Source organism: Burkholderia sp. AW33-5 (assembly GCF_053427615.1).
The window spans coordinates 20,790-46,916 of the sequence record NZ_JBSAXA010000018.1 but is presented as its reverse complement, the minus strand read 5'-3'; the positions used below and the strand labels follow the sequence as shown (position 1 = coordinate 46,916).

Genomic DNA, 26,127 nt, shown 5'->3' with positions numbered 1-26,127 from the left:
CTGGAAGCAGGGAGACGACGTGTCAGCGGCACTGCGTTTTGACAATATCGGCAAGGTATTTCCCGGCGTGCGCGCACTCGACGGCATCTCGTTCGACGTGCACGCGGGCGAGGTGCATGGCCTGATGGGCGAGAACGGCGCGGGCAAGTCGACGCTGCTGAAGATTCTCGGCGGCGAATACCAGCCCGATGCGGGCAGCGTGCTGGTCGACGGCCAGCCCGTGCATTTTTCGAGTGCGGCCGCGTCGATCGCGGCCGGCATTGCGGTGATTCACCAGGAGTTGCAGTACGTGCCCGACCTGACGGTCGCGGAGAACCTGCTGCTCGGCCGCTTGCCGAATGCGCTCGGCTGGGTGAGGAAGGGCGAGGCGAAGCGCCATGTGCGCGAGCGGCTTGCCGCGATGGGCGTCGATCTCGATCCCGACGCGAAACTCGGGCGGCTGTCGATCGCGCAGCGGCAGATGGTCGAGATATGCAAGGCGCTGATGCGCAACGCGCGCGTGATCGCGCTCGACGAACCGACGAGCTCGCTGTCGCATCGCGAGACCGAGGTGCTGTTCAAGCTCGTCGACGACCTGCGCGCGCAGGGCCGCGCGCTGATCTACATCTCGCACCGGATGGACGAGATCTACCGGCTGTGCGATGCGTGCACGATCTTTCGCGACGGGCGCAAGATCGCGTCGCACGAATCGCTCGCCGACGTGCCGCGCGAGCGGCTGGTCGCCGAGATGGTCGGGCGCGAGATCGCGGACATTTATCACTACGCGCCGCGTGCGCTCGGCGACGTGCGGTTTTTGGCCGAAGGCGTCGACGGCCCCGCGTTGCGCGAACCCGCGAGCTTCTCGGTGCGCGCGGGCGAGATCGTCGGCTTCTTCGGGCTGGTCGGCGCGGGGCGCAGCGAACTGATGCGGCTCGTGTACGGCGCGGACCGTCGGCGTGCGGGCGCGCTGACGCTCGACGGCAAGCGCATCGACGTGAAGCGCACCGGCGACGCGATCCGTCACGGCATCGTGCTGTGCCCGGAAGACCGCAAGGAGGAAGGGATCATCGCGATGGCGTCGGTCGCGGAGAACATCAACATCAGCTGCCGCCGCCATTCGCTGCGCGCGGGCCTGTTCATCGACCGCAAGACCGAAAGCGAAACGGCCGACCGCTTCATCCAGCGGCTGAAGATCAAGACGCCGAACCGGCGGCAGAAGATCCGCTTCCTGTCGGGCGGCAACCAGCAGAAGGCGATCCTGTCGCGCTGGCTCGCGGAGCCCGACCTCAAGGTCGTGATCCTCGACGAGCCGACGCGCGGCATCGACGTCGGCGCGAAGCACGAGATCTACGACGTGATCTACCGGCTTGCGGAGCGCGGCTGCGCGATCGTGATGGTGTCGTCGGAACTGCCGGAAGTGCTCGGCGTGTCCGACCGCATCGTCGTGATGCGCGAAGGCCGCATCGCGGGCGAGCTGCCGCGCGAGCAGGCGAACGAGCATGCGGTGCTGAGCCTCGCGCTGCCGCAGACGAGCGTCGTCGAGGCGGCTGACGCAGCGTGAGGTCGCCACGGGCGGCGCACGACATTCGAATCGATCAAGCGCGGCGCGGGCCGCGCGATGCAGGAGCAGGAGACACAACCATGCAAGTCAGGGAAAACCTCGCCAGCGCAGCCGTGAAGCCGTCGGCCGACGCGCTGGTCCCCCAGCAGAGCGACCGCCAGAAGTGGTGGCAGCACCTCACCGAATACAGCCTGATCGCGATCTTCGCGGTGATGTTCGTGACGATGTCGCTGACGGTCGATCACTTCTTCTCGATCGACAACATGCTCGGCCTCGCGCTGTCGATCTCGCAGATCGGGATGGTCGCGTGCACGATGATGTTCTGTCTGGCCTCGCGCGACTTCGACCTGTCGATCGGCTCGACCGTCGCGTTCTCGGGCGTGCTGTGCGCGATGGTGCTGAATGCGACCGACAACACGTTCGTCGCGATCGTCGCGGCGGTCGCGGCCGGGGCGGCGATCGGCTTCGTGAACGGCGCGGTGATCGCGTACCTGCGCATCAACGCGCTGATCACGACGCTCGCGACGATGGAAATCGTGCGCGGGCTCGGCTTCATCGTGTCGAAGGGGCAGGCGGTCGGCGTGTCGTCGGATACATTCATCGCGCTCGGCGGGCTGTCGCTCTTCGGCGTCTCGCTGCCGATCTGGGTCACGCTCATGTGCTTCATCGTGTTCGGCGTGCTGCTGAACCAGACCGTGTACGGCCGCAACACGCTCGCGATCGGCGGCAATCCCGAGGCGTCGCGCCTCGCGGGGATCAACGTCGAACGCACGCGCGTGTACATCTTCCTGATCCAGGGCGCGGTGACGGCGCTCGCCGGGGTGATCCTCGCATCGCGCATCACGTCGGGCCAGCCGAACGCGGCGCAGGGTTTCGAGCTGAACGTGATCTCCGCGTGCGTGCTCGGCGGCGTGTCGCTGATGGGCGGCCGCGCGACGATCTCGGGCGTCGTGATCGGCGTGCTGATCATGGGCACCGTCGAGAACGTGATGAACCTGTTGAACATCGACGCGTTCTACCAGTACCTGGTGCGCGGCGCGATCCTGCTCGCGGCCGTGCTGCTCGACCAGCTGAAGAACCGCGGCGTACGCGACTGACCGATTCCACGGAGACGATTCGCATGACCAACGAAACTTCCGCGCAGGATCCGCGCGCCGCGAGCGACGCGCGCTATGCGCGCTACCCGAGCCTGGAGGATCGCGCGGTGCTGATCACGGGCGGCGCGACCGGAATCGGCGCGGCGTTCGTCGAGCACTTTGCGCGGCAGGGCGCGCGCGTGGCGTTCGTCGATCTCGACGCGCACGCGGGCCAGGCGCTTGCGGAAAACCTCGCGCAGGCGCCGGACGTGCGCCACGCGCCGCTGTTCATCCCGTGCGATCTGACCGACATCGACGCGCTGCGCCATGCGATCGACGCGATCCGCGCGCGCATCGGCGCGATCGCGGTGCTCGTGAACAACGCGGCGAACGACGCGCGCCACGCGATCGGCGACGTGACGCCCGAATCGTTCGACGCGGGCATCGCGGTGAACCTGCGCCATCAGTTCTTCGCCGCGCAGGCGGTGATCGACGACATGAAGCAGCGCGGCGGCGGCGCGATCATCAATCTCGGCTCGATCAGCTGGATGCTGAAGAACGGCGGCTACCCCGTCTACGTGATGGCGAAGGCGGCCGTGCAGGGCCTCACGCGCGGGCTCGCGCGCGATCTCGGCCCGTTCGGGATCCGCGTGAATTCGCTGGTGCCCGGCTGGGTGATGACCGACAAGCAGCGCAGGCTGTGGCTCGACGACGCGGGCCGTGCGGCGATCAAGGCCGGCCAGTGCATCGACGCCGAGCTGCTGCCGGACGATCTCGCGCGCATGGCGCTGTTTCTCGCGGCCGACGACAGCCGGATGATCACCGCGCAGGACGTGGTGGTCGACGGCGGCTGGGCCTGATTGCCGACGTTCGCGTTCGCGCGGCACCGCGCGACGACCCGTATCGCTTCATCGACGAAGGAAAGGAGCTCACCATGACCGCCACGTCCTCGCGCGCATCGTCGTCGTCCACGAGCCAGTCGCGCCGCGCGCGCCTGGCTGCCGCCGCGCAGCCGGTCAGCGCCGGCCCGCAGACCGCCGCGTTCGCGCAGGGCGTCGGCGCCGCGCATGCGGCGGCCGTCACGCTGTCGAACGCGTCGCTGCGGCTCGACGTGCTGCCGCACCTGGGCGGCGGCATCGCGCGCTTCGACTGGCGCGGCGACCACGGCGCGCTGGTGCCGGTGTTCCGGCGGTGCGAGCACCCGGAAACGGCGACGGATCCGAACGCGCTCGCGTGTTATCCGCTGCTGCCGTACTCGAACCGGATCGGCAACGGCCGCTTCGAATGCGACGGACGCAGCGTCGCGGTGCCGCGCAACCGCCGCGACGAGCCGCTGCCGATTCACGGCGACGGCTGGCTCGCGCCGTGGCAGGTGGACGACGCGACCGACACGACGCTGCAGCTGTCGCTCGATCGCGCGAGCGGCGCGCCGTACGCGTTTCGCGCGATCCAGTCGTTCGCGCTCGACGACACGACGCTGTCGATCGCGCTGACGATCGAAAACGCGGGGCGTGCACGGCTGCCGTTCGGGCTCGGCCTGCATCCGTTCCTCGTGCGCGACGACGCGACCGAGCTGGCCGCGGCCGCGGGCGGCCTGTGGCTGTCGGGCACGGATTTTCTGCCGGTGCGGCACGTGAGCGTGCCGCCGGCCTGGCAGTTCGGCGTCGCGTATCCGTTGCCGACGACGCTCGTCAATCATGCGTTCACCGGCTGGGGCGGCCACGCGACGGTAAGCTGGCCGCGCCGCGGGCTGTTGCTGACGATCGCGGCCGACGCCGATGCGTACGTGCTCTATACGCCGCCCGGCGAGCATTTCTTCTGCTTCGAGCCGGTCGATCATCCGATCAATGCGGTGAACCTGCCGGGCGGCGCGGCCGCGCACGGGATGACGCTGCTCGCGCCGGGCGAGCGGCTCACGCGGCGTTTCGCGTTCACCGTCGAGCGGTCCGATGCGCGCATCGACGCCGCCGCGCGCGAAGGACGCCGGCGACGCGGGTAAAATACGCGGTCTACCAACGGTTTGCCGCGAGTATCCGCCATGTCTTCCCCGCTTACTTTCATCGAATCGCTGCGCGCCGCGTGGCAGCGCACGAATTCGCTGCTGTGCGTCGGCCTCGATCCCGAGCCGTCGCGCTTTCCCGTGCAGTTCGACGGCCAGCCCGACGCGATCTTCGAATTCTGCCGGCAGATCGTCGACGCGACCGCGCAGTATGCGAGCGCGTTCAAGCCGCAGATCGCGTACTTCGCCGCGCATCGCGCGGAAGATCAGCTCGAGCGCCTGATCGCGCACATCCACCTCCAGCATCCGGGCCTGCCCGTGATCCTCGACGCGAAGCGCGGCGACATCGGCAGCACGGCCGAGCAGTACGCGCGCGAGGCGTTCGAGCGCTATCGCGCGGATGCGGTCACCGTGAACCCGTACATGGGCTACGACTCGGTGGAGCCGTACTTCGAGCATGAAGGCAAGGGCGTGATCGTGCTGTGCCGCACGTCGAACCCGGGCGGGTCGGACCTGCAGTTCCTCGACACCAACGGCCGGCCGCTGTACCAGGTCGTGGCCGACCTCGCGGCGAACAAGTGGAATGCGAAGAACGGCCAGCTCGGCCTGGTGGTTGGCGCGACGTTCCCGAAGGAAATCGAGATCGTGCGCGGGATCGTCGGCGACATGCCGCTCCTGATCCCCGGCATCGGCGCGCAGGGCGGCGACGTGCAGGCGACCGTCAACGCGGGCCGCACCGCCGACGGCACCGGGATGATGATCAACTCGTCGCGCGCGATCCTGTACGCGAGCAAGGGCGAGGATTTCGCCGAAGCCGCCGCGCTCGCCGCGCAGAAGACGCGCGATACGATCAACGCGTATCGCTGAAATATCGCCGAAACACGGGCCGCCAGCACGGGCGGAGGCCGCCCCTGCCGCTGCGCCGGCGAATCAGCGTTCGCGTTCGTCGAGCAGCTTCAGCAGTCCGCGCAGCGCATGCGTGGCCGCCTGCGTGCGGATCTGCTCGCGGTCGCCCTTGAACACGAGGGTCTCGACGTCGGTATGCAGCCGGTTGCTCCACGCGAACGACACGGTGCCGACCGGCTTCTTCTCGCTGCCGCCCGCCGGGCCGGCGATGCCGGTGACGGACAGCGCGACCTGCGCGCGGCTGTTGCGCAGCGCGCCTTCGGCCATCGCGCGCGCGACCGGCTCGCTGACGGCGCCGTGTTTCTCGATCAGGTCGGGCGGCACGCCGATCATGTCGATCTTCGCCTGGTTCGAGTAGGTGACGAAGCCGCGCTCGAACCACTGGCTGCTGCCGGAGATGTCGGTGATCGCGGCGGCGATCATGCCGCCCGTGCAGGATTCGGCGGTGGCGAGCGACAGGTGCTCGTCACGCAGCTTGTTGCCTGCGCGGATCGCAAGCTGATGGACGACGGAATCGGTTGGCATGCGCGTCGGGAAACGGGAGTCGGGAAATCGGTCAGCCGACGACGGAGCGCCAGAACGCGATCACGAGCAGCGTCATGAACGCGGCGATCAGGTCGTCGACCATGATGCCGAGCCCGCCTTTCACGCGACGGTCGAAATAGCGGATCGGCGGCGGCTTGAGCATGTCGAAGAAGCGGAACACGACGAACGCCCACAACTGGCCGATGAAGGTCGCGGGCGTGACGAACAGCATCACGAGCCAGATCGCGACGATTTCGTCCCAGACGACGGCGCCCGGATCGGACGTGCCCATCTTCCGCGCGGTGAACCCGGTGATCCACGTGCCCGCCGCGAAACCGACCGCGATCAGCGCCCACCATTCGGGCACCGTCAGGTAGCGGTTGAACACCACGAACGTGAGCCAGCCGAACAGCGAGCCGAACGTGCCGGGCATGAACGGCGCGAGCCCGCTGCCGAAGCCGAGCGACACGATGTGCGCCGGGTGCGACAGCATGAAGCGCGCGGTGGCGCGCTGCGGCACGTGTCGGGCGGCGCCGGGCGCGGCCGCGGATTGCGCGGTCGGATCAGTCTGCATGGAAGTGGTCGAAACCGTGCAACGTGAGAGTCAGGGGGGCGCCGGCGGCGTCGCGCCACGCGATCGCGGGCTGCTCCGACGGCGAGGACAACGCGTGTATTGTACCGACTCGCGTCACCCGAACGCCGGCGCTCGCGCCCGCCGCCTCGATCGCCGCGCGGGCCGCGGCCGGCGCGGTGAAGCACAGTTCGTAATCGTCGCCGCCGGCGAGCGTGCAGCGTCGCTGTACGTCGGGCGGCAGCGTCGCGAGCGCGGCCGAGCGCGGCACCGCGTCCGCGTCGATCTCGGCGCGCACGTTCGAGCGGGTCAGGATGTGCTGCAGGTCGCCGGCGAGGCCGTCCGAGATGTCCAGCGCCGCATGCGCGACGCCGGCGAGCGCAAGCCCGAGCGCGATGCGCGGCTCGGGACGCTCGAGCGCCTGCCGGAACGCGGCGGCTTCATCCGCGCCGGCGGTCCATTCGCCGCGCGCGAGCCCGAGCCCCGCGCGGGCGTCGCCGAGCGTGCCGGACACCCAGACGTCGTCGCCGTCGCGCGCGGCGTCGCGCCGCAGCGCGGCGTCCGGCGAGACTTCGCCGAACACGGTCACGCACAGGTTCAGCGGCCCGCTCGTCGTGTCGCCGCCGATCAGTTCGCAGCCGAACCGCTCGGCGAGCGCGAACAGCCCGTTGCTGAACGCCTCGAGCCACGCCGCGTCGGCGCGCGGCAGCGCGCACGCGAGCGTGAACGCGCGCGGCTCGGCGCCCATCGCCGCGAGATCCGACAGGTTGACCGCGAGCGTCTTGTGGCCGAGCGCGTCGGGCGCGACATCGGGGAAGAAATGCCGGCCTTCGACCAGCATGTCCGTCGAAATGGCCAGCAATTTGCCGGATCGAGGCGCGATCAGCGCGCAATCGTCGCCGATGCCGAGCGTCGACGCACGCGCCCCCCGGGCCGCGCGGCGCGCGAAGAAGCGATCGATCAGCGAAAATTCGGACAAGGCGGCTGGCACGGCGGACGAACCCGGAAGCGGTGAAGGGAACGGCATTGTACGCAGCGAACGGCGCCGTTCCTGCACCGTTCAGTACATTTTTGTCGCGGCTGTTGCACCCGAATCGCCGGTCTGGCGGCCTTCGATTGGCGCTACAATGCCGTCGAACAGTTATTCTAATCCGCACGTCAAGAGACACATGTCGACCCAAGCCTCCTCCAAAGCCAAGCTCCGCGAAGCCGCTCTCGACTATCACGAATTCCCGACGCCGGGGAAAATCGCGATCGCCCCGACCAAGCAGATGATCAACCAGCGCGACCTCGCGCTCGCGTATTCGCCGGGCGTCGCGTACGCGTGCGAGGAGATCGTCGAGAACCCGCTGAACGCCGCGCGCTTCACGGCGCGCAGCAACCTGGTCGGCGTCGTCACGAACGGCACGGCGGTGCTCGGGCTCGGCAACATCGGCCCGCTCGCGTCGAAGCCGGTGATGGAAGGCAAGGCCGTACTGTTCAAGAAGTTTGCCGGCATCGACGTATTCGACATCGAGCTGAACGAGTCGGACCCGCACAAGCTGGTCGACGTGATCGCCGCACTGGAGCCGACCTTCGGCGGGATCAACCTGGAAGACATCAAGGCGCCGGACTGCTTCATCGTCGAGCGCGAAGCGCGCAAGCGGATGAAGATTCCGGTGTTCCACGACGACCAGCACGGCACCGCGATCGTCGTGGCCGCGGCCGTCACGAACGGCCTGAAGGTCGTCGGCAAGGACATCAAGAAGGTGAAGCTCGTCGCGTCCGGCGCGGGTGCGGCCGCGCTCGCGTGCCTGGACCTGCTGGTCGACATCGGCCTGCCGCTCGAGAACATCACGGTGACCGACCTGGCCGGCGTGGTCTACAAGGGCCGCACCGAGCTGATGGATCCGGACAAGGAGCGTTTCGCCCGCGAAACCGAAGCCCGCACGCTGGCCGAGGTAATCGACGGCGCGGACATCTTCCTCGGCCTGTCGGCCGCCGGCGTGCTGAAGCCGGAGATGGTGAAGGGCATGGCCGAGCGCCCGCTGATCCTCGCGCTCGCGAACCCGACGCCGGAAATCCTGCCGGAAGCGGCGCTCGAAGTGCGCCCCGACGCGATTCTCGCGACCGGCCGCACCGACTATCCGAACCAGGTCAACAACGTCCTGTGCTTCCCGTTCATCTTCCGCGGCGCGCTCGACGTCGGCGCGACGACGATCACGCGTGAAATGGAGATCGCGGCCGTCAACGCGATCGCCGAACTGGCGCAGCACGAGCAGAGCGACATCGTCGCGACCGCATACGGGATCCAGGACCTGTCGTTCGGGCCCGAATACCTGATTCCGAAGCCGTTCGATCCGCGCCTGATCGTCAAGATCGCGCCGGCCGTCGCGCAGGCCGCGATGGACGGCGGCGTCGCGACACGCCCGATCGAGGACATGGAGGCGTACCGCGTTCACCTCCAGCAGTTCGTGTACCACAGCGGCACGACGATGAAGCCGATCTTCCAGCTCGCGCGCAGCGCGCCGGCGGAGAAGAAGCGCGTCGTGTTCGCGGAAGGCGAGGAAGAGCGCGTGCTGCGCGCCGTTCAGATCATCGTCGACGAGAAGCTCGCCAAGCCGATCCTGATCGGCCGTCCGTCGGTGATCGAGCACCGTATCCAGCGCTACGGCCTGCGCCTCACGCCGGGCACCGACTTCACGGTCGTCAACACCGAGCACGACGAGCGCTACCGCGACTTCTGGCAGACGTACTACAAGATGATGGCGCGCAAGGGCATCAGCGAGCAGCTGGCCCGTGTGGAGATGCGCCGCCGCACGACGCTGATCGGCTCGATGCTGGTGAAGAAGGGCGAAGCGGACGGGATGATCTGCGGCACGATCAGCACCACCCACCGCCACCTGCACTTCATCGACCAGGTGATCGGCAAGCGCCCGGGCTGCAGCGTGTATGCGGCGATGAACGGCCTCGTGCTGCCGGGCCGCCAGATCTTCCTGGTCGACACGCATGTGAACGTCGATCCGACCCCGGAGCAACTTGCCGAGATCACGATCATGGCCGCGGAAGAAGTGCGCCGGTTCGGTATCGAGCCGAAGGTCGCGCTGCTGTCGCACTCGAATTTCGGCACGAGCAACGCGCCTTCGGCGCAGAAGATGCGCGATACGCTCGCGATCCTGCAGGAACGTGCGCCGGAATTGAAGGTCGACGGCGAAATGCACGGCGACGTCGCGCTCGACGCCGCGCTGCGCAAGGAAATCCTGCCGGAATCGACGCTGGAAGGCGACGCGAACCTGCTGATCCTGCCGAACATCGATGCCGCGAACATCGCGTACAACCTGCTGAAGACGGCCGCCGGCAACAACATTGCGATCGGGCCGATCCTGCTCGGCGCGGCTCAGCCGGTGCACGTGCTGACCGAATCGGCGACCGTTCGCCGCATCGTCAACATGGCGGCGCTGCTGGTCGCCGATGTGAACGCCGCCCGCTGAGCCGGAAGGAATCGCGCGGCAACGGTCGAACCGGTGCCGCGCGGCGGGCGAAATTGTAAACAAAAGCAAAAAGAGGCGTGCCCGCAATGGGCACGCCGTCGGGCAGGGCGCAAACGCGCTTCCCATAAGCAGCAGCAACATCTCTCCACTCCAGGTAGCGAGCGTGGCAAGGAGGCAAAGTCTTGCCATACGAGAGATGCCGCCAATATTTTATCTCATGTAAGATAAATGTAGTCTTATTTCGGTAAAAAATGCGCGATTCGGGGCGGGGCCAGCCTTTCGATTCCCAAACGAACATTGATTCGCGCGGACAATAGCGCTACGCTAACGCCTTTGGTTGGTCGTCAACTACTTGATTTAACAGCGGGAACCCTGGTTCATGGCACGCAAGTGGCTCCGCAACGGCGCGCTCGCGTCCGTCTTCGCGATGTTCGCGATGGGTATCGTCGGTACACCGACGGGCAGTCTGGTTTCCGCCGCTTACGCACGGCAGGTCGCGTCGGCCGACTTGGCCGTCGGCGGGGTCGATACGATCCCGACCGCCCGTCTGCCGCGCGAGGCCGTGACCACGCTTGGCCTGATCGGCGCCGGTGGCCCCTATCCGTACGAGAAAGACGGCGTCGTCTTCGGCAACCGCGAGCGGATCCTGCCGAAGGCGAAGCGCGGCTACTACCACGAGTACACGGTGCCGACGCCGCGCGCACGCAATCGCGGCGCGCGCCGGATCGTCTGCGGCGGGCCATTGCGCCGGATCGACAACTGTTATTACACAGACGACCACTACAACAGTTTTAAACGTATTGTTGAATGACTTCGGGATGAACGGAATGAGCGACTCCATCTACGCGCACGATACGGCGGCGGCGGAACTGTTCGCGGCCGGCGACGGCAATCTGTTTCAGCGCGTGATGCAACTCCACGCGGCGGCACAGGCCGGCGGCGCGCCGGAGCAACAGGAAGCCGAGCCCGGGCTTTCATCGAACGAGGAGCCTATGAGCCTTTTCACGACCGTGCGACCCAATCTCGTGCAGTCGATCCGCGCGTTCCGCGTGCAGGATCTCGCCGACGAAGCCAACCGGCTCGGCCAGCATTTCCTGTACGCGCATTGCGGCGCCGCGCAGTCCAAGCAGGAAGTGATGGAGACGATCGCGACGTCGTTCCTGTTTCCGAAACATTTCGGGAAGAACTACGATGCGCTGTACGACTGCCTGACCGACCTGGTCGCGAAGGCCGGCGCGCAGCCCGGTTTCGTGATCGTCCTCGAAGGGTTGCCGATCGCGCAGAAATTCGACAAGGAAGGGCGCGAAACGCTGCTCGACGTGTTCCGCGAAGCCGCCGAATTCTGGGCCGAGCGCAAGGTCGCGTTCCGCGTGTTCTATTCGTTCGCGTAAAGCGCGAACCCGTCGGCCGCCCGAACGCGGCCGATCCGGCAAAAGGCCCGCCTCGCGCGGGCTTTTTTGCGTCCGCGCGACGCATTCGCGTGGCGACCCCGAGAGCCGGCGCGCCGCGTGTCGCGACGCGTCGGGTTCGTCACCAGCCGCCCCAGCGCGCGGCCAGCGCCGCGAGCACAGCCGCGCCGGCCGTCTCGGTGCGCAGCACGCGCGGGCCGAGCGACAACGCGGTGAACCCGCGTGCGCGTGCCGCGTTTTCCTCGTCCGGCGACAGCCCGCCTTCAGGGCCGATCAGCAGCGTGACGGCCGCCGTAGGCGGCGCGTCGGGCAGCGACGCGAACGGGATGCTCGCGCGCGGCGACAGCAGCAGCCGCAGCTCGCCGTCGGCCGGCGCGGCCGGCAGCCCATCGAGCCAGGCGCCGAAGCCGCGTACCGGCGCGACGTCGGGCACGCGGTTGCGCCCGCATTGTTCGCACGACGCGCGCACGACGCCGCGCCAGTGCGCGACGCGCTTGTCCGCGCGCTCGCCGGACAGCTTCACGACGCCGCGCGCGGTCGACAGCGGCACGACCGCCGCGACGCCGAGCTCGACGGCCTTCTCGATCACCCAATCCATCTTGTCGCCGCCGGCGATGCCTTGCGCGAGCGTCACGCGATAAGGCGGCTCGGCCTCGGCCGGGTCGAACGCCTCGATCTGTGCGAGCGCGCTGCGCTTGTCGATCTCGACGAGCCGCGCGCGGTACTGGCCGCCGCTGCCGTCGAACAGCGCCAGCGCGTCGCCGGGCTGCAGCCGCAGCACTTGCGCGTGACGCGCGACGTCGGCCGGCAACGCGAGCGTCGCGTCGGTGCGCAGCGCCGCCTCGATGAAAAAGCGCGGCACGGCCGCGGTGGTGGTGGCTTCACTCATGCGTATCGCAGCTCCGTTCATGCGCTCAGACGGCGCGCGAGCGCCCAGCGGTAGCCGTCGAGATCTTCGATCTGCGCGAAGCGGTCGCCCCAGAACTGGTCTTGCGGCGCGGTCAGCGATTTTGCGCCCGCGTCGAGCGCGCGCTGCCAGGTCGCGTCGACGTCGTCGACATACAAATAGAACGATTGCGGGGCGGTTGCGCCCGCACTCTTCGGCGTGAGCGCGGTGGAGCCGAACGCACCTTCGGGCGCGAACATCACGATCAGTTGCCCGCGGTAGGTCATCTCGACGTGCATGATCGCGCCGTCCTCGTCGAGGACGTCGCGCAACTCGAAGCCGAATGCGGCCTGGAAGAACTCGATGGCCGCATGCGCATTGCGCACGGCCAGGTAAGGCGTCAACCAAGGCACGTTGGCCGGACGTGGATCGGTCATGAAATCTCCTGTCGAACGGTGTTGGCGCTTGAGCGGTTGCTCCGGTCCCATGCTTGGCAGTCCAACGGATATCGGCGCGCGGGTGCCCGGTGCGGTCCCGCGGACATGCCGGCGGGCCGCGTGCATCGTTCCGGGCGTGGGCGTCGCGGGTCGGGCGCGGGAGAACGCGCGACCAACCCGCAGAACGATGCGTCCGCCCGGGACGCTCAGCGACGAACGCCCAGTGTATCGCGCAGCGCGCGCGGCAGGGCAAAGAGGGCCGCATGGAGCCGCGCATCGTAGTAGCGCAGGCCCTGCACGCGGCGCGCGGAGAGACGCTCGTCGATGTCGTGCGCGAACAGCGCGGCGGCATCGAGCGTGTCGCTCGCGATCGCCATCAGCCATTGGGATCCGTACAGCGGCACGTGCGCGGACAACGGATCGACGAACGCGAAGCTCGCGCGCAGGTCGGCGAGCAGCGCGGCGATGCGCGCCACGTGGAACACCGGCGAGCCGAGATGCAGCGAGATCGCGCCGCACGGCGTGAGGATCCGCTTGAGTCGCGCGTAGAACTCGCGCGTATAGAGGCCGGCCGCCGGCGAATCGGGCGGCGTGAGGTCGAACACGACGAGATCGAAATGCTCGACGGTCGACGTGACGAAATGCGCGGCGTCGCCGATCACGACCTCGACGCGCGGGTCGTCGAGCGCGCCCTGGTGCACGTCGTCGAGATAGCGGCGCGCCATGCCGACCACTTCATCGTCGAGTTCGGCGACGACGATCCGCTCGATGCACGCGTGCTTGAGCAGCTGGCGCGCCGCGCCGCCGTCGCCGCCGCCGAGCACGAGCGCCTTGCGCGGGCACGGATGCGTGAGCGCGGCCGGGTGCGTCATGCACTCGTGGTACACGTATTCGTCGCCGACCGACGTCATCGGCCGTCCGTCCAGCGTGAACAGTCGGCCGAGCTGCGGGGTTTCCCAGACTTCGATGTGCTGGTGCGGCGACGCGACGTGCGCGAGCCGGCGTGCGTTCGGGAAGCCGTACGCGGCGTCGGGCGTGGGATGGAAGAGAAGGGTCGTGTTCACGGGCGGGCCGCTCGGGGCGGGCAGTTCCGACGCCTGAATTATAGGAGGCATGCGGTTCCGCGGAAAAGCGTGCCGGAACACCGCGCGCCGACAAGGGAAATGTCAGCCCATCTGTTAAAATGTCGAGCTTTGCAGCCCCGTCCGTAGGCTCCGTCCGCTTCGCGTCCGTCAGGCGCCGCACCGCGCGCCGGGAACGATTGACGCTCGAGCTTCCGGATGCCGCCGTGCCCCCGTTTCCTCGACTCGTTCTCCGGACTCGACATGACGACTTCGTCTCCCGCCTCCACCACCCTGATGGCCAACGCGATCCGTGCGCTCGCGATGGACGCCGTCCAGCAAGCGAACTCCGGCCACCCCGGCATGCCGATGGGCATGGCCGAAATCGGCGTTGCGCTCTGGTCGCGCCACCTGAAGCACAACCCGACGAACCCGCACTGGGCAGACCGCGACCGCTTCGTGCTGTCGAACGGCCATGGCTCGATGCTGCTGTACTCGCTGCTGCACCTGACCGGCTACGACCTGCCGATGGAAGAGCTGAAGAACTTCCGCCAGCTGCACTCGAAGACGCCGGGCCACCCGGAATACGGCATCACGCCGGGCGTCGAGACGACCACCGGCCCGCTCGGCCAGGGTCTGGCGAACGCGGTCGGCATGGCGCTCGGCGAAGCGTTGATGGCCGACGAGTTCAACCGCGACGGCGCGAAGATCGTCGATCACCACACGTACGTGTTCCTCGGCGACGGCTGCCTGATGGAAGGCATCTCGCACGAAGCCTGCTCGCTCGCGGGCACGCTGAAGCTGAACAAGCTGATCGCGCTGTACGACGACAACGGCATCTCGATCGACGGCGACGTCGTCAACTGGTTCCACGACGACACCCCGAAGCGCTTCGAAGCCTACGGCTGGAACGTGATTCCGAACGTGAACGGCCATGACGTCGACGCGGTCGACGCGGCGATCGCGAAGGCGAAGCTGTCGGACAAGCCGACGCTGATCTGCTGCAAGACGGTGATCGGCAAGGGCGCGGCGACCAAGGCCGGCGGCCACGACGTGCACGGCGCGGCGCTCGGCGCGGAAGAAATCGCGAAGACGCGCGCAGCGCTCGGCTGGAAGTGGGAACCGTTCGTGATCCCGCAGGAAGTCTATGCGGCATGGGACGCGAAGGAAGCCGGCAAGCGTGCCGAATCCGAGTGGGACGCATCGTTCGCGCAATATCGCGCGAAGTTCCCGGCAGAAGCCGCTGAATTCGAGCGCCGGATGGCCAACAAGCTGCCGGCCGACTGGGCCGAGAAGGCCGCGGCGATCATCGCAGGCGCGAACGAGCGCGCCGAGACGGTCGCGACCCGCAAGGCATCGCAGCAGGCGATCGAAGGGCTGGCTGCCGCACTGCCGGAACTGCTCGGCGGCTCGGCCGACCTGACCGGCTCGAACCTGACCAACTGGAAGGCATCGAAGGCGGTCCGCGCGAACCCGGAAGGCGCGGGCGTGCTGCTCGGCAACCACATCAACTACGGCGTGCGCGAATTCGGCATGAGCGCCGCGATCAACGGCCTCGCGCTGCACGGCGGCCACAAGCCGTTCGGCGGCACCTTCCTGACGTTCTCCGACTACAGCCGCAACGCGCTGCGCGTCGCGTCGCTGATGAAGGTCCCGTCGATCTTCGTGTTCACGCACGATTCGATCGGCCTCGGCGAAGACGGCCCGACGCACCAGTCGATCGAGCACGTGTCGAGCCTGCGCCTGATCCCGAACCACGACGTATGGCGTCCGGCCGACACGGTCGAGACTGCCGTCGCATGGACCCACGCGGTTGCCGCAGACCGTCCGTCGAGCCTGATCTTCAGCCGCCAGAACCTCGCGTTCAACCCGCGCACCGACGCGCAGATCGCGAACATCGAGAAGGGCGGCTACGTGCTGAAGGACTGGGACGAAGAGATCGTCGCGCGCAAGATCATCCTGATCGCGACGGGCTCGGAAGTCGAACTCGCGATGAAGGCCGTCGAGCCGCTCGCGCAGCAGGGCATCGCGGCCCGCGTCGTGTCGATGCCGTCGACCAACGTGTTCGACCGCCAGGACGCCGAATACCGTGAACGCGTGCTGCCGCACGGCGTGCGCCGCGTCGCGATCGAAGCGGGCGTGACCGCGTTCTGGCACAAGTACGTCGGCCTCGAAGGCGGCGTCGTCGGGATCGACACGTTCGGCGAATCGGCCCCGGCCGGCGTGCTGTTCAAGTACTTCGGCTTCACCGTCGAGCACGTCGTCGAGACCGCGAAGGCCGTGCTGGCCTAAAAGCATTCGCGACGCGCGCCACCCCCGCGCGCGTCGCACCGTGAAGCTGCACGAAACGAATTTTTTCAGCCATCAGGAGATAGACCATGACGATTCGCGTCGCAATCAACGGCTACGGCCGTATCGGCCGCAATACGCTGCGCGCGTTTTATGAAAACGGCAAGAAGCACGATCTCGAGATCGTCGCGATCAACGACCTGGGCGATGCGAAGACCAACGCGCACCTGACCCAGTACGACACCGCGCACGGCAAGTTCCCGGGCGAAGTGTCGGTCGACGGCGACTACCTCGTCGTGAACGGCGACAAGATCCGCGTGCTGGCCAACCGCAATCCGGCGGAACTGCCGTGGGGCGAGCTGGGCGTCGACGTCGTGATGGAATGCACGGGCTTCTTCACGACGAAGGAAAAGGCGAGCGCGCACCTGAAGGGCGGCGCGAAGAAGGTGATCATCTCGGCGCCGGGCGGCAAGGACGTCGACGCGACGATCGTCTACGGCGTGAACCACGACGTGCTGAAGGCCGAGCACACCGTCATTTCGAACGCATCGTGCACGACGAACTGCCTCGCGCCGCTCGTCAAGCCGCTGAACGACAAGATCGGCCTCGAAACCGGCCTGATGACGACGATCCACGCGTACACGAACGACCAGGTGCTGACGGACGTCTATCACGAAGACCTGCGCCGCGCGCGTTCGGCCACCCACAGCCAGATCCCGACGAAGACGGGTGCTGCATCGGCCGTCGGCCTCGTGCTGCCGGAACTGAACGGCAAGCTCGACGGTTACGCGATCCGCGTCCCGACGATCAACGTGTCGATCGTCGACCTGTCGTTCATCGCGAAGCGCGACACGACGGTCGAGGAAGTCAACGCGATCATGAAGGAAGCATCGGAAGGCGCGCTGAAGGGCATCCTCGGCTACAACGACGCACCGCTGGTGTCGATCGACTTCAACCACAACCCGGCTTCGTCGACGTTCGACGCGACGCTGACCAAGGTGTCGGGCCGCCTCGTCAAGGTGTCGAGCTGGTACGACAACGAGTGGGGTTTCTCGAACCGCATGCTGGATACGGCAATCGCATTCGCGAACGCGAAGTAATCCCGCACGTCGCGCGGCCGCCGCAAGGCGGTCTGCGTGGCGAACGAGCCCGGCCCGGTTTTTCCGGCCGGGCTTTTTTATTGCCCGGCGTTCGCCGTCACGTGTTCGAGCGCGTCGACGAACGCACGCTTCAACGGGCTGTCGAGGTCGGTCCACGCGAGGCCGATGCCGGTCCGGTGCCCGGCCAGGTCGAGCGGCCGCGCGAGCACGTTCGGCGGCAGCGCGCTCGCGGCTTCTGCCGGGATCAGCCCGATCCCCATTCCGGCCGCGACGAGCGCGAGCATCGTCGTGAATTCGCCGAATTCCTGCGCGATCTCGAGCGTCGTGCCCGCGCGGCTCAGCGCGAGCAGCATGTCGTCGTGAAAGCCGGGCGCGTAACGGCGCGCGAGCACGAACGCGGGCTGGCCGCGCAACGCGGCCGGCGCGATCGTCTCGTGCGCGGCGAGCGGATGGTCGATCGGCAGCGCGACGACGAAGCCCTCCTCGAGCACCACGCGCGTGTCGATGCCCGCATACGCGGCCGGTAGCCGGATCATTCCGAAATCGATGCGCCGGTCGCGCAGCGCGGCAATCTGGTCGGGTGTCGGCAGATCCTTCAATTCGAGCGCGATCAGCGGATAGCGCTCGCGCATCGTGCGCAGCACGGCCGGCAGCAGTGCCGGCAGCACCGACGACACGAACGCGATGCGCAGCGTGCCGATCTCGCCGCGGCTCGACAGCCGCGCCATCTGCTCCGCACGCGCGGCCTGCTGCAGCGTCGCCCGCGCCTCGGGCAGGAACACGCGCCCGGTATCGCTGAGTTCGACCTTGTGGCGGTCGCGCTCGAACAGGCGTGCACTCAGATCTTCCTCGAGCGCCTTGATCTGCATGCTCAGCGCGGATTGCACGATGAACAGGCGCTGCGCGGCGCGCCCGAAATGCAGCTCTTCCGCGAGCGTGACGAAGGCGCGCAATTGCTTGAGTTCCATGGTGGGCGGGCGGCAGCAGACGGTGATCGGATTTCATGATAACCGGATCAAAAAAGACCATTGGCGCGACCCCGGCCGAGCGCCGAAGATACGCTCATCGCGAGACCGGCCGCGACCGGCGGTCGGCTCGATGGCACGAGGAGACACGCATGAGCAACGCGCTTGACCGGTTCCGCCTGGACGGCCGCCGCGCACTGATTACCGGTTCCGGACGCGGCATCGGGCTGACGCTCGCCCGCGGGCTCGCGGAGGCCGGTGCGGCGATCGTGATCAACGATCGCAATGAGGAGAAGGCTGCGACGCTCGCGCGTCATTTCCGCGACGAGGGTTTCGCCGCCGATCACGCGGTGTTCGACGTCGCCGAGCACGCGCAGGTGCGTGCGGCGATCGACGATGTCGAGGCGCGCGTCGGCGCGATCGACATCCTCGTGAACAACGCGGGCATCCAGCGCCGCGCACCGCTCGATGCATTCGATCCGGACGACTGGCATGCGCTGATGCGCGTGAATCTCGACGGCGTGTTCAACGTCGCGCAGGCGGTGGCGCGCCACATGATCGCGCGCGGCCGCGGCAAGATCATCAACATCTGCTCGGTGCAGAGCGAGCTTGCGCGGCCGACGATCGCGCCGTATGCGGCGACCAAGGGCGCGGTGCGGATGCTGACGAAAGGGATGTGTGCCGACTGGGCGCGTCACGGCATTCAGGCGAACGCCCTCGCGCCAGGCTATTTCGAGACGGAGCTGAACCGCGCGCTGGTCGACGACGCGGCGTTCTCCGACTGGCTGTGCAAGCGCACGCCGGCCGGCCGCTGGGGGCGCGTCGACGAGCTGTGCGGCGCGGCGATCTTCCTCGCATCGGCCGCATCGGATTTCGTGAACGGCCAGACGCTGTTCGTCGACGGCGGCCTGACCAGCGCGGTATAGGAGAACGTCATGCGTATGCGTTGCATGTGTCTCGTGATCCACGGGCCGAACGACCTGCGGCTCGAAGAGCAGGACGCGGGCGAGATCGGCCCGGGGCAGGTGCGCGTCGATGTCGCGATGGGCGGCATCTGCGGCTCCGATCTCCATTATTTCCGGCATGGCGGCTTCGGCGCGATCCGGCTGCAGCAGCCGATGGTGCTCGGCCATGAAGTGGCCGGCACGGTGGCGGCGGTCGCGCCGGACGTGACGTCGGTGAAGGTCGGCGATCGCGTCGCGGTGAATCCGAGCCGCCCGTGCGGCGCGTGCCGCTACTGCCTGGAAGGGCTCCCGAACCAGTGTCTCGACATGCGCTTCTACGGCAGCGCGATGCGCATGCCGCACGTGCAGGGCGCATTTCGCAACGCGCTCGTGTGCGATGCCGCGCAGTGCGTGAAGGTGGCGGACCATGTGCCGCTGTCGCTCGCGGCGCTCGCCGAGCCGTTCGCGGTCGGGCTGCATGCGGTGTCGCGCGCCGGCCCGCTGATCGGCCGCCGCGTGCTCGTGTCGGGGTGCGGGCCCATCGGCGTGCTGGCGGTCGCGGCGGCGCGCGTGCACGGCGCGGCGGAGATCGTCGCGACCGACGTGGTCGATGCGCCGCTCGAGGTTGCCCGCGCGCTCGGCGCGGATCACGCGATCAACGCGTCGACGGACACCGGGTGGGTCGCGCGCTACGGTGCCGACAAGGGGACGTTCGACGTGATGATCGAGTGTTCGGGCAATGCGCGCGCATTGCGCGACGGCCTCGACGTGATGCGGCCGCGCGGCGTCGTCGTGCAGCTCGGGCTCGGCGGCGACGTCAGCCTGCCGCAGAACGTCGTGGTCGCCAAGGAGCTGTCGATCTGCGGTTCGTTCCGCTTCCATGCGGAATTCGCGCTCGCGGTGCAGTTGATCAATGCGCGGCGCGTCGACCTGAGCCCGGCCGTGACGGGCGTGTTCCCGATGCGCGACGCGAATCGCGCGTTCGAGCTGGCCGGTGACCGGCAGCGTGCGATGAAGGTGCTGATCGATTTCGCGCACGAGGGGGCATGATCGTCTGCTGATGGCGCGACGGCGCGCATGCAGAAAAGGCACGCCCGCGATTTGCGGAGCGTGCCTTTTTCATTGGCAGGGGCGAAAGCGGGCTATTGCGTGACTTGCCGCGCGCCGACGCGCTGCGACACGAGCCACAGGGCGATCAGCACGCCGGCGAGCGCCGCGCCCGCGATGCACACGCCACGCCAGCCGTCGACGCCGTACGCGACGCTCGCCGCGAACGACCCGAATGCGCCGCCGATGAAGTAGCTCGTCAGGTAGATCGTCGTCACGCGGCTGCGCGCGTGGCCGGCGAGCGCATAGATCACGCTCTGGTTCGAGATGTGCATGCCCTGCACGCCCACGTCGAGCAGCAGGATGCCCGCGATCAGCGCGACGAGCGAATGCGCGCCGGCCGCGATCAGTGCGAACGAGGCGAGCACGGCCGCCGCGAACAGGCCGGTCGCCGCGTTGCCGTGGCCGCGATCGACGAGGCGGCCGGCCGACGTCGCCGCGAGCGCGCCCACCGCGCCGACGATCCCGAACAGGCCGATCTGCCCTTCGGAATAGCTGTACGGCGGCTGGCTCAACAGGAACGTGAGGCCGGTCCACAGCAGGCTGAAGCATGCGAACACGAGCGCGCCGTAGGTCGAGCGCAGCGCGATCAGCGGCTGCGCGCGCACCAGTGCGACGAGCGACTTCATCAGCGCCGCGTAATCGAGCCGTGCGTGGCGGCGATCCTTCGGCAGCTTCGCAGCGAGCACGCCGGTCAGCGCGAGGATCATCGCCGCGGCGATTCCGTACACAGCGCGCCAGCCGAACCCGTCGGCGATCGCGCCGGCCGCGACGCGCGCGAGCAGGATGCCGAGCAGCAGCCCGCTCATCACGGTGCCGACCGCGCGGCCGCGCGTGCGCGCATCGGCGAGCGAGGCGGCGAACGGCACGAGCAGCTGCGTCGAGCACGTGACGAAGCCGAGCGCGACGTTCGCGACGACGAACATCGTGAAGTTCGTGCTGAACGCGACGGCGACCAGCGCGATCACATTGAGCGCGAGCAGCCGCACGATCAGCGTATGGCGATTGACCGCGTCGCCGAGCGGGACGATCAGCAGCAGGCTCGCCGCGTAGCCGAGCTGGGTCAGCGTGACGAGATAGCCGAGTTCGGCGGGCGGGCGGCCGAAGCTGTGCGCGATCGCCGCGAGCAGCGGCTGCGCGTAATAGATGTTGCCGATGACGATGCCGCACGCGCAGGCGAACAGCAGCGTCATCGCGCGGGTCAGGGGAGGATGGTTGTCGTGATGCGGTTCCATGGTCGCGAAAAAACAGCGGCGCCGGCCGGCGGCACGGGCCGTCGGCAACGCGGGTTGCGGAAGTCGGGGCCGGCTTCAACGGATCGGCGATGCGCCGACGCGCGCCGGGCGGCGCGTGGCCGGCGTCCGGATGAGGTTGGCGGCGGCGCGTCGTGCGGCGGGCGAAGGGAGGGCGGGCCCGGGTGGACCGCTCCGGTGCGGCGGCCTGGCGCCGTGGGCGGGAGCGGATGTGCGTATGATGCGGAAATCGAACCATAGCGTCCAAGACTGGATTCTTATGGTATCCATTGGCATTGCCAATACATCGCCCACGATGCTACTCCGCCACATCCGCTATTTCCTGGCCGTCGCCGAGCAGCGTAGCTTCACGCGCGCGGCCGATGTGCTGCACGTGTCGCAGCCGACGTTGTCGCAGCAGGTCCGCCAGCTCGAGGACATGCTCGGCGTGCAGCTGTTCGACCGCTCGGGCCGCGCGGTGCAGCTCACCGAATTCGGCGAGGTCTACGCGCGTCACGCGCGCGCGGCGCTGCACGAGCTCGATGCCGGGCAGCGCGCGCTGCACGACGTCGCCGATCTCGGCAGCGGTTCGCTGCGGCTCGCGATGATGCCGACCTTCGCGGCCTACCTGAGCGGTTCGCTGATCGACGCGTTCCATGCGGATTTCCCGAACGTCACGCTGACGATCGACGCGATGCCGCAGGAGCGCATCGAGGCGCTGCTCGCCGACGACCGGCTCGATGCGGGTTTCGCGTTCGTGCCGCCGCGCGCGCCGGACATCGACGCGCTGCCGCTGTGGGACGAACCGCTCGCGCTCGTGACGGGCCGCACGCACCGCCTTGCCCGCCGCCGGCGCGCGCTGAGCCCGGCCGAACTCGTCGGCGAGCCGCTGGTGCTGCTGAGCCGCGCGTTCGCGACGCGGGAAAGCATCGACCGGTATTTCATCGAACAGGGCGCGCGGCCGACGATCGCGATCGAGACGAACACGGTCAGCGCGGTGCTGGAGCTCGTGCGCCGCGGGCGGCTCGCGACGGTGCTGCCGGACGCGGTCGCGCGCGAGAGCGGCGACCTGTGCGCGCTGGCGCTCGATCCGCCGCTGCCGTCGCGCACGGCGGCGCTGCTCACGCGCAAGGGCGCGTACCGCAGCGTCGCGGCGCGCGCGTTCATCGCGCGTGCGCTCGCGTATCGCGATCCTTCGGGGGGATGACCGGTACGACCGGAGAAGGGCTGCCGCGGCGGCCGGGACCGCCGGCCGACGGCGGCGTCAGGCGCCCGGCGTCGGGAAGAAGATGCCCGCGCGTTGCGCGGCGTTCGCGATGTGCGTCTCGATCGCCGTGCCGGCCGCGGCCGCATCGCGGGCGATCAACGCGTCGACGATCGCGCGGTGCTCGTGCCACGTCGACAGCAGCAGCTCGCGCCGGTAGAACGGCATGCGCTGGCTTTCCTTCATGATGTCCGCGCTGCTGCGCAGCACCGACTCGATCGCCGCGTTGCCCGCGAGATGGATGATCCGCATGTGGAAGTCGAAGTCGAGCCGCGACGCTTCGTCGAGTGCGCTTTCGGTCAGCGCGACGTGCAGGTCGGCGAGGTTGTCCTCGAACCATGCGATGTCGTCGTCGGTGACGACGTGTGCGGCCATCCGCGCGGCGAACCCTTCGAGCGCATAGCGCATCTGGTACGTGTCGGGCGGTGACGACTGCTCGGCGAACTGCCACGGATGGGCGGCCGTCGCCTGGGCGCTTTCGACATACACGCCCTTGCCGGCGCGGATGCGCAGCATCCCGAGCGCCTCGAGCGTGGAGAGCGCCTCACGCAGCGACGCGCGGCTGATTTCCAGCTCCTCGGAGAGCTGGCGCTGGGCCGGCAGCAGGCTGCCGACCGGATACACGCCTGCCTCGATCCGGTCGCGGATCGTCGCGATGGCGGCGTCGGTCACGGTGTGCGGAACGTTTTTCATGATGTGAACGATGGCCGGTCTGACCGGCATTGTAATCCGCCCGCGCGCGATGCATGACCGGCCTACGGGAAAGCCACGATCCGCCCCCGCATGCGCGGGAAATCCCTATTTTGTTCGTCCTTGACGCGACTATATCGGCTTCCTACTATCCACCATAACATCACTGGTCTTACCAGTATGAACAGACGAAACTGCAACCGTTGGATCGGGAGAGCGCCGTGTCGAAATTCCTCAATTCGCTGTTTGGCCGGGTAGTCGTCGCATTAATCCTGGGGGTCGCGCTCGGCGCGGTCTTCCCGCATTTCGCCGAATCGCTGCGACCGCTCGGCGACGGCTTCCTGAAGCTCATCAAGATGGTCATCGGCCCGATCGTGTTCTGCGTCGTGGTCAGCGGGATGGCCAATGCGGGCGACCTGAAGAAGGTCGGCCGGGTCGGCCTGAAGGCGGTCGTCTACTTCGAGGTGATGACGACGATCGCGCTCGGCATCGGGCTCGTCCTCGCGTGGCTGACGCGCCCGGGCGTCGGGATGAACATCGACCTGCGCTCGCTCGACGCGGCCTCGCTCTCGTCGTATGCGAAGAACGCCGAAAGCCTGAAGGACACGGCCGGCTACCTGATGAAGATCATCCCCGAGACCGCGATCGACGCGTTCGCGAAGGGTGACATCCTGCAGATCCTCGTGTTCGCGGTGCTGTTCGGTTCCGCGCTGTCGCTGCTCGGCGACAAGGCGCAGCGCGTGAACAGCCTGATCGAGGAACTGTCGCACGTGTTCTTCCGCATCATCGGCTTCATCATCAAGCTCGCGCCGCTCGGCGTGCTCGGCGCGATCGCGTTCACGACCGGCAAGTACGGCGTCGCGTCGCTCAAGCAGCTCGGCTACCTCGTCGCCGTGTTCTACCTGAGCTGCATCGTGTTCGTCACGGTCGTGCTCGGCATCGTGATGCGCATCGCGGGCTTCTCGGTGTTCAAGCTGATCCGCTACCTGCGCGAGGAGCTGTCGATCGTGCTCGGCACGGCGTCGTCGGACGCGGTGCTGCCGCAGGTGATGAGCAAGCTCGAATACATGGGCATCAAGGATTCGACGGTCGGCCTGGTGATCCCGACCGGCTATTCGTTCAACCTCGACGGCTTCTCGATCTACCTGACGCTCGCCGTGCTGTTCATCGCGCAGGCCACCAACACGCCGCTGTCCACGCATGACCTGATCGTCGTGCTGCTGGTATCGCTCGTCACGTCGAAGGGCGCGCACGGGATTCCGGGGTCGGCGATCGTGATCCTCGCGGCGACGCTGTCGGCGATTCCCGCGATTCCGGTGCTCGGTCTCGTGCTGATCCTCCCGGTCGACTGGTTCGTCGGCATCGCCCGTGCGCTGACCAACCTGATCGGCAACTGCGTCGCGACGGTGGTCGTCGCCGTGTGGGAGAACGACATCGACCGGGCCCGCGCGACGCGCGTGCTGAACCGCGAACTGCGCTACGTGGCCGACGAGCAGGGCAGCGCCGCACCGGTCGCCGGCGACCAGGCCCACGCGCTCTGAGCGCCCTCGCGCGAAGCGGCTTCCCCGACCGCTTCGCGCGAACGAATTTCCTGCGGCCGGCGCCACGATGCGCCGGCCCTCATCAAGATAATGGAGACGACATGGCAGCCCCCATCCTCGATCCGAACGCGCCGGCCTTCACGCGGCGCTACATGAACCTCGCCGATCCGCGCCTGGGCGCGCAGGCGCTCTTCGCCAGCGACGAATTCTTCGCGCCGAAGGAGCGCATGCTGAATCCCGAGCCGGCCGTCTTCATTCCCGGCAAGTACGACGACCACGGCAAGTGGATGGACGGCTGGGAAACGCGCCGCAAGCGCACCACCGGCCACGACTTCTGCGTGGTCCGGCTCGCGCGGCCGGGTGTGATTCACGGCGTCGATCTCGATACGAGCCACTTCACCGGCAACTTCCCGCCGGCCGCGTCGATCGAGGCATGCGCGGTGGACGGCGACACGCCGCCGGACGACGCCGAATGGCGCACGATCGTGCCCGCGACGACGCTGCAGGGCAATTCGCACCACTACGTGAGCGTCGACGATGCGCAGCCGGTCACGCACCTGCGCGTGAACCTGTATCCGGACGGCGGGCTCGCGCGGCTGCGCGTATACGGCCAGCCGCAGCGCGACTGGCGCCACGTGCCGGCCGGCGAGCTCGTCGATCTCGCGGCGATCGAGAACGGCGGCTACCTGGTGGCCGCGAACAACCAGCACTTCGGTCCGGCGTCGCAGATGCTGATGCCGGGGCGCGGTGCGAACATGGGCGACGGCTGGGAAACGCGGCGCCGCCGCGAGCCCGGCAACGACTGGGCGATCGTCGCGCTGGCGCGGCCGGGGATCATCCGGCGCGTCGAGGTCGACACGGCGTTCTTCAAGGGCAACTTCCCCGACCGCTGTTCGCTTCAGGCCGCGCGGGTCGCGGGCGGCACCGACGATTCGCTCGTCACGCAGGCGATGTTCTGGGCCGAACTGCTCGGCGAGCAGAAGCTGCAGATGGACCACGTGCATACGTTCGACCAGCTCGCGGCGCTCGGCCCCGTCACGCACGTGCGCTTCAACATCTTCCCGGACGGCGGCGTGTCGCGCCTGCGTCTGTGGGGCGAGCCGGCTTGAGGGAGG

At 68.1% G+C, this 26,127-nt stretch carries 24 protein-coding genes; 15 read left to right on the top strand and 9 right to left on the bottom strand.

Going from position 1 to position 26,127, the window contains the following annotated elements; all coding sequences use genetic code 11:
• Positions 1-19 precede the first annotated feature (19 nt).
• The 5 genes from araG (at position 20) to pyrF (ending at position 5,482) form a co-directional block, all read left to right on the top strand.
• Positions 20-1,540: an L-arabinose ABC transporter ATP-binding protein AraG gene (gene araG, locus ACV22V_RS24305; RefSeq protein ID WP_448015754.1), complete on the top strand. Its 1,521-nt coding sequence runs from the start codon at positions 20-22 to the stop codon at positions 1,538-1,540.
• A gap of 80 nt (positions 1,541-1,620) precedes the next feature.
• Positions 1,621-2,637: an L-arabinose ABC transporter permease AraH gene (araH, locus tag ACV22V_RS24300; protein WP_059465359.1), complete on the top strand. Its 1,017-nt coding sequence runs from the start codon at positions 1,621-1,623 to the stop codon at positions 2,635-2,637.
• Between the two features lie 23 nt (positions 2,638-2,660).
• Complete coding sequence (locus tag ACV22V_RS24295; RefSeq protein WP_448015753.1) at positions 2,661-3,476, top strand: SDR family NAD(P)-dependent oxidoreductase; 816 nt, start codon at positions 2,661-2,663, stop codon at positions 3,474-3,476.
• 74 nt (positions 3,477-3,550) lie between these two features.
• Positions 3,551-4,615, top strand: a complete 1,065-nt coding sequence (locus ACV22V_RS24290) for an aldose 1-epimerase (RefSeq protein ID WP_448015752.1) — start codon at positions 3,551-3,553, stop codon at positions 4,613-4,615.
• 39 nt (positions 4,616-4,654) lie between these two features.
• Entirely contained in the window at positions 4,655-5,482 is an 828-nt protein-coding gene (gene pyrF, locus ACV22V_RS24285; protein WP_059535255.1) for an orotidine-5'-phosphate decarboxylase, read from the top strand.
• A 63-nt stretch (positions 5,483-5,545) separates the two neighbouring features.
• Here the strand turns inward: pyrF and ACV22V_RS24280 are convergent, their stop codons facing one another.
• Genes ACV22V_RS24280 through thiL form a run of 3 tightly spaced genes read right to left on the bottom strand, consistent with a single transcriptional unit; the run spans position 5,546 to position 7,644 of the window.
• Positions 5,546-6,046, bottom strand: coding sequence for a CinA family protein (locus ACV22V_RS24280; protein ID WP_223962808.1), 501 nt, complete (start codon positions 6,044-6,046; stop codon positions 5,546-5,548).
• Positions 6,047-6,077: 31 nt separating this feature from the next.
• Positions 6,078-6,620: a phosphatidylglycerophosphatase A family protein gene (locus ACV22V_RS24275; RefSeq protein WP_059535259.1), complete on the bottom strand. Its 543-nt coding sequence runs from the start codon at positions 6,618-6,620 to the stop codon at positions 6,078-6,080.
• Complete coding sequence (gene thiL / locus ACV22V_RS24270; protein ID WP_156441465.1) at positions 6,610-7,644, bottom strand: thiamine-phosphate kinase; 1,035 nt, start codon at positions 7,642-7,644, stop codon at positions 6,610-6,612. The genes ACV22V_RS24275 and thiL overlap by 11 nt, the downstream gene beginning before the upstream one ends.
• 100 nt (positions 7,645-7,744) lie before the next feature.
• On the opposite strand from thiL, the gene ACV22V_RS24265 reads away from it, so the two are divergent.
• The 3 genes from ACV22V_RS24265 to ACV22V_RS24255 all read left to right on the top strand — a co-directional run bounded on the left by ACV22V_RS24265 (position 7,745) and on the right by ACV22V_RS24255 (position 11,478).
• A complete protein-coding gene (locus tag ACV22V_RS24265; protein WP_269467394.1) occupies positions 7,745-10,087 on the top strand; it encodes an NADP-dependent malic enzyme in 2,343 nt (780 codons plus the stop codon).
• Positions 10,088-10,466: 379 nt separating this feature from the next.
• Positions 10,467-10,898, top strand: coding sequence for a ribonuclease domain-containing protein (locus tag ACV22V_RS24260; RefSeq protein ID WP_448015751.1), 432 nt, complete (start codon positions 10,467-10,469; stop codon positions 10,896-10,898).
• A 16-nt stretch (positions 10,899-10,914) separates the two neighbouring features.
• Positions 10,915-11,478 carry a barstar family protein gene (locus ACV22V_RS24255; RefSeq protein WP_059700745.1) on the top strand — a complete coding sequence of 188 codons (564 nt, stop codon included), beginning with the start codon at positions 10,915-10,917 and terminating at the stop codon, positions 11,476-11,478.
• A gap of 139 nt (positions 11,479-11,617) precedes the next feature.
• Here the strand turns inward: ACV22V_RS24255 and ACV22V_RS24250 are convergent, their stop codons facing one another.
• From ACV22V_RS24250 to speE, 3 genes are all read right to left on the bottom strand, one after another.
• Positions 11,618-12,385 (bottom strand): 16S rRNA (uracil(1498)-N(3))-methyltransferase, encoded by a 768-nt coding sequence (locus tag ACV22V_RS24250; protein ID WP_448015750.1) that lies wholly within the window; start codon positions 12,383-12,385, stop codon positions 11,618-11,620.
• Positions 12,386-12,402: 17 nt separating this feature from the next.
• Positions 12,403-12,819, bottom strand: a complete 417-nt coding sequence (locus ACV22V_RS24245) for a VOC family protein (protein ID WP_059535265.1) — start codon at positions 12,817-12,819, stop codon at positions 12,403-12,405.
• Positions 12,820-13,025: 206 nt separating this feature from the next.
• The gene (gene speE, locus ACV22V_RS24240; protein WP_448015749.1) at positions 13,026-13,883 is read right to left on the bottom strand and encodes a polyamine aminopropyltransferase; all 858 of its coding nucleotides are present in this window, start codon (positions 13,881-13,883) and stop codon (positions 13,026-13,028) included.
• Positions 13,884-14,099: 216 nt separating this feature from the next.
• Between speE and tkt the strand changes: the two genes are divergently transcribed.
• Positions 14,100-16,172 carry a transketolase gene (tkt, locus tag ACV22V_RS24235; protein WP_059689086.1) on the top strand — a complete coding sequence of 691 codons (2,073 nt, stop codon included), beginning with the start codon at positions 14,100-14,102 and terminating at the stop codon, positions 16,170-16,172.
• An 86-nt stretch (positions 16,173-16,258) separates the two neighbouring features.
• On the top strand, positions 16,259-17,269 hold the full coding sequence (gene gap, locus ACV22V_RS24230) for a type I glyceraldehyde-3-phosphate dehydrogenase (RefSeq protein WP_006476940.1): 1,011 nt from the start codon (positions 16,259-16,261) through the stop codon (positions 17,267-17,269).
• A 77-nt stretch (positions 17,270-17,346) separates the two neighbouring features.
• On the opposite strand, the gene ACV22V_RS24225 is transcribed toward gap, so the two are convergent.
• Complete coding sequence (locus ACV22V_RS24225; protein ID WP_448015748.1) at positions 17,347-18,237, bottom strand: LysR substrate-binding domain-containing protein; 891 nt, start codon at positions 18,235-18,237, stop codon at positions 17,347-17,349.
• 149 nt (positions 18,238-18,386) lie between these two features.
• Between ACV22V_RS24225 and ACV22V_RS24220 the strand changes: the two genes are divergently transcribed.
• Entirely contained in the window at positions 18,387-19,160 is a 774-nt protein-coding gene (locus ACV22V_RS24220) for an SDR family NAD(P)-dependent oxidoreductase (RefSeq protein ID WP_223960877.1), read from the top strand.
• A 9-nt stretch (positions 19,161-19,169) separates the two neighbouring features.
• Positions 19,170-20,228, top strand: coding sequence for an L-idonate 5-dehydrogenase (locus ACV22V_RS24215; RefSeq protein WP_059535272.1), 1,059 nt, complete (start codon positions 19,170-19,172; stop codon positions 20,226-20,228).
• Between the two features lie 92 nt (positions 20,229-20,320).
• Here ACV22V_RS24215 and ACV22V_RS24210 read toward each other — a convergent pair whose 3' ends face one another.
• Positions 20,321-21,520: an MFS transporter gene (locus tag ACV22V_RS24210; protein WP_448015747.1), complete on the bottom strand. Its 1,200-nt coding sequence runs from the start codon at positions 21,518-21,520 to the stop codon at positions 20,321-20,323.
• A gap of 313 nt (positions 21,521-21,833) precedes the next feature.
• On the opposite strand from ACV22V_RS24210, the gene cynR reads away from it, so the two are divergent.
• Complete coding sequence (gene cynR / locus ACV22V_RS24205) at positions 21,834-22,724, top strand: transcriptional regulator CynR (RefSeq protein ID WP_448015746.1); 891 nt, start codon at positions 21,834-21,836, stop codon at positions 22,722-22,724.
• 57 nt (positions 22,725-22,781) lie between these two features.
• Here cynR and ACV22V_RS24200 read toward each other — a convergent pair whose 3' ends face one another.
• Positions 22,782-23,504: a FadR/GntR family transcriptional regulator gene (locus ACV22V_RS24200; protein WP_175911119.1), complete on the bottom strand. Its 723-nt coding sequence runs from the start codon at positions 23,502-23,504 to the stop codon at positions 22,782-22,784.
• Positions 23,505-23,692: 188 nt separating this feature from the next.
• On the opposite strand from ACV22V_RS24200, the gene ACV22V_RS24195 reads away from it, so the two are divergent.
• Together ACV22V_RS24195 and alc are read left to right on the top strand one after the other, a co-directional pair.
• Positions 23,693-25,012 carry a C4-dicarboxylate transporter DctA gene (locus ACV22V_RS24195; protein ID WP_448015745.1) on the top strand — a complete coding sequence of 440 codons (1,320 nt, stop codon included), beginning with the start codon at positions 23,693-23,695 and terminating at the stop codon, positions 25,010-25,012.
• 101 nt (positions 25,013-25,113) lie between these two features.
• Positions 25,114-26,121 (top strand): allantoicase, encoded by a 1,008-nt coding sequence (alc, locus tag ACV22V_RS24190; RefSeq protein ID WP_059689080.1) that lies wholly within the window; start codon positions 25,114-25,116, stop codon positions 26,119-26,121.
• The last annotated feature ends 6 nt before the right edge of the window (positions 26,122-26,127 follow it).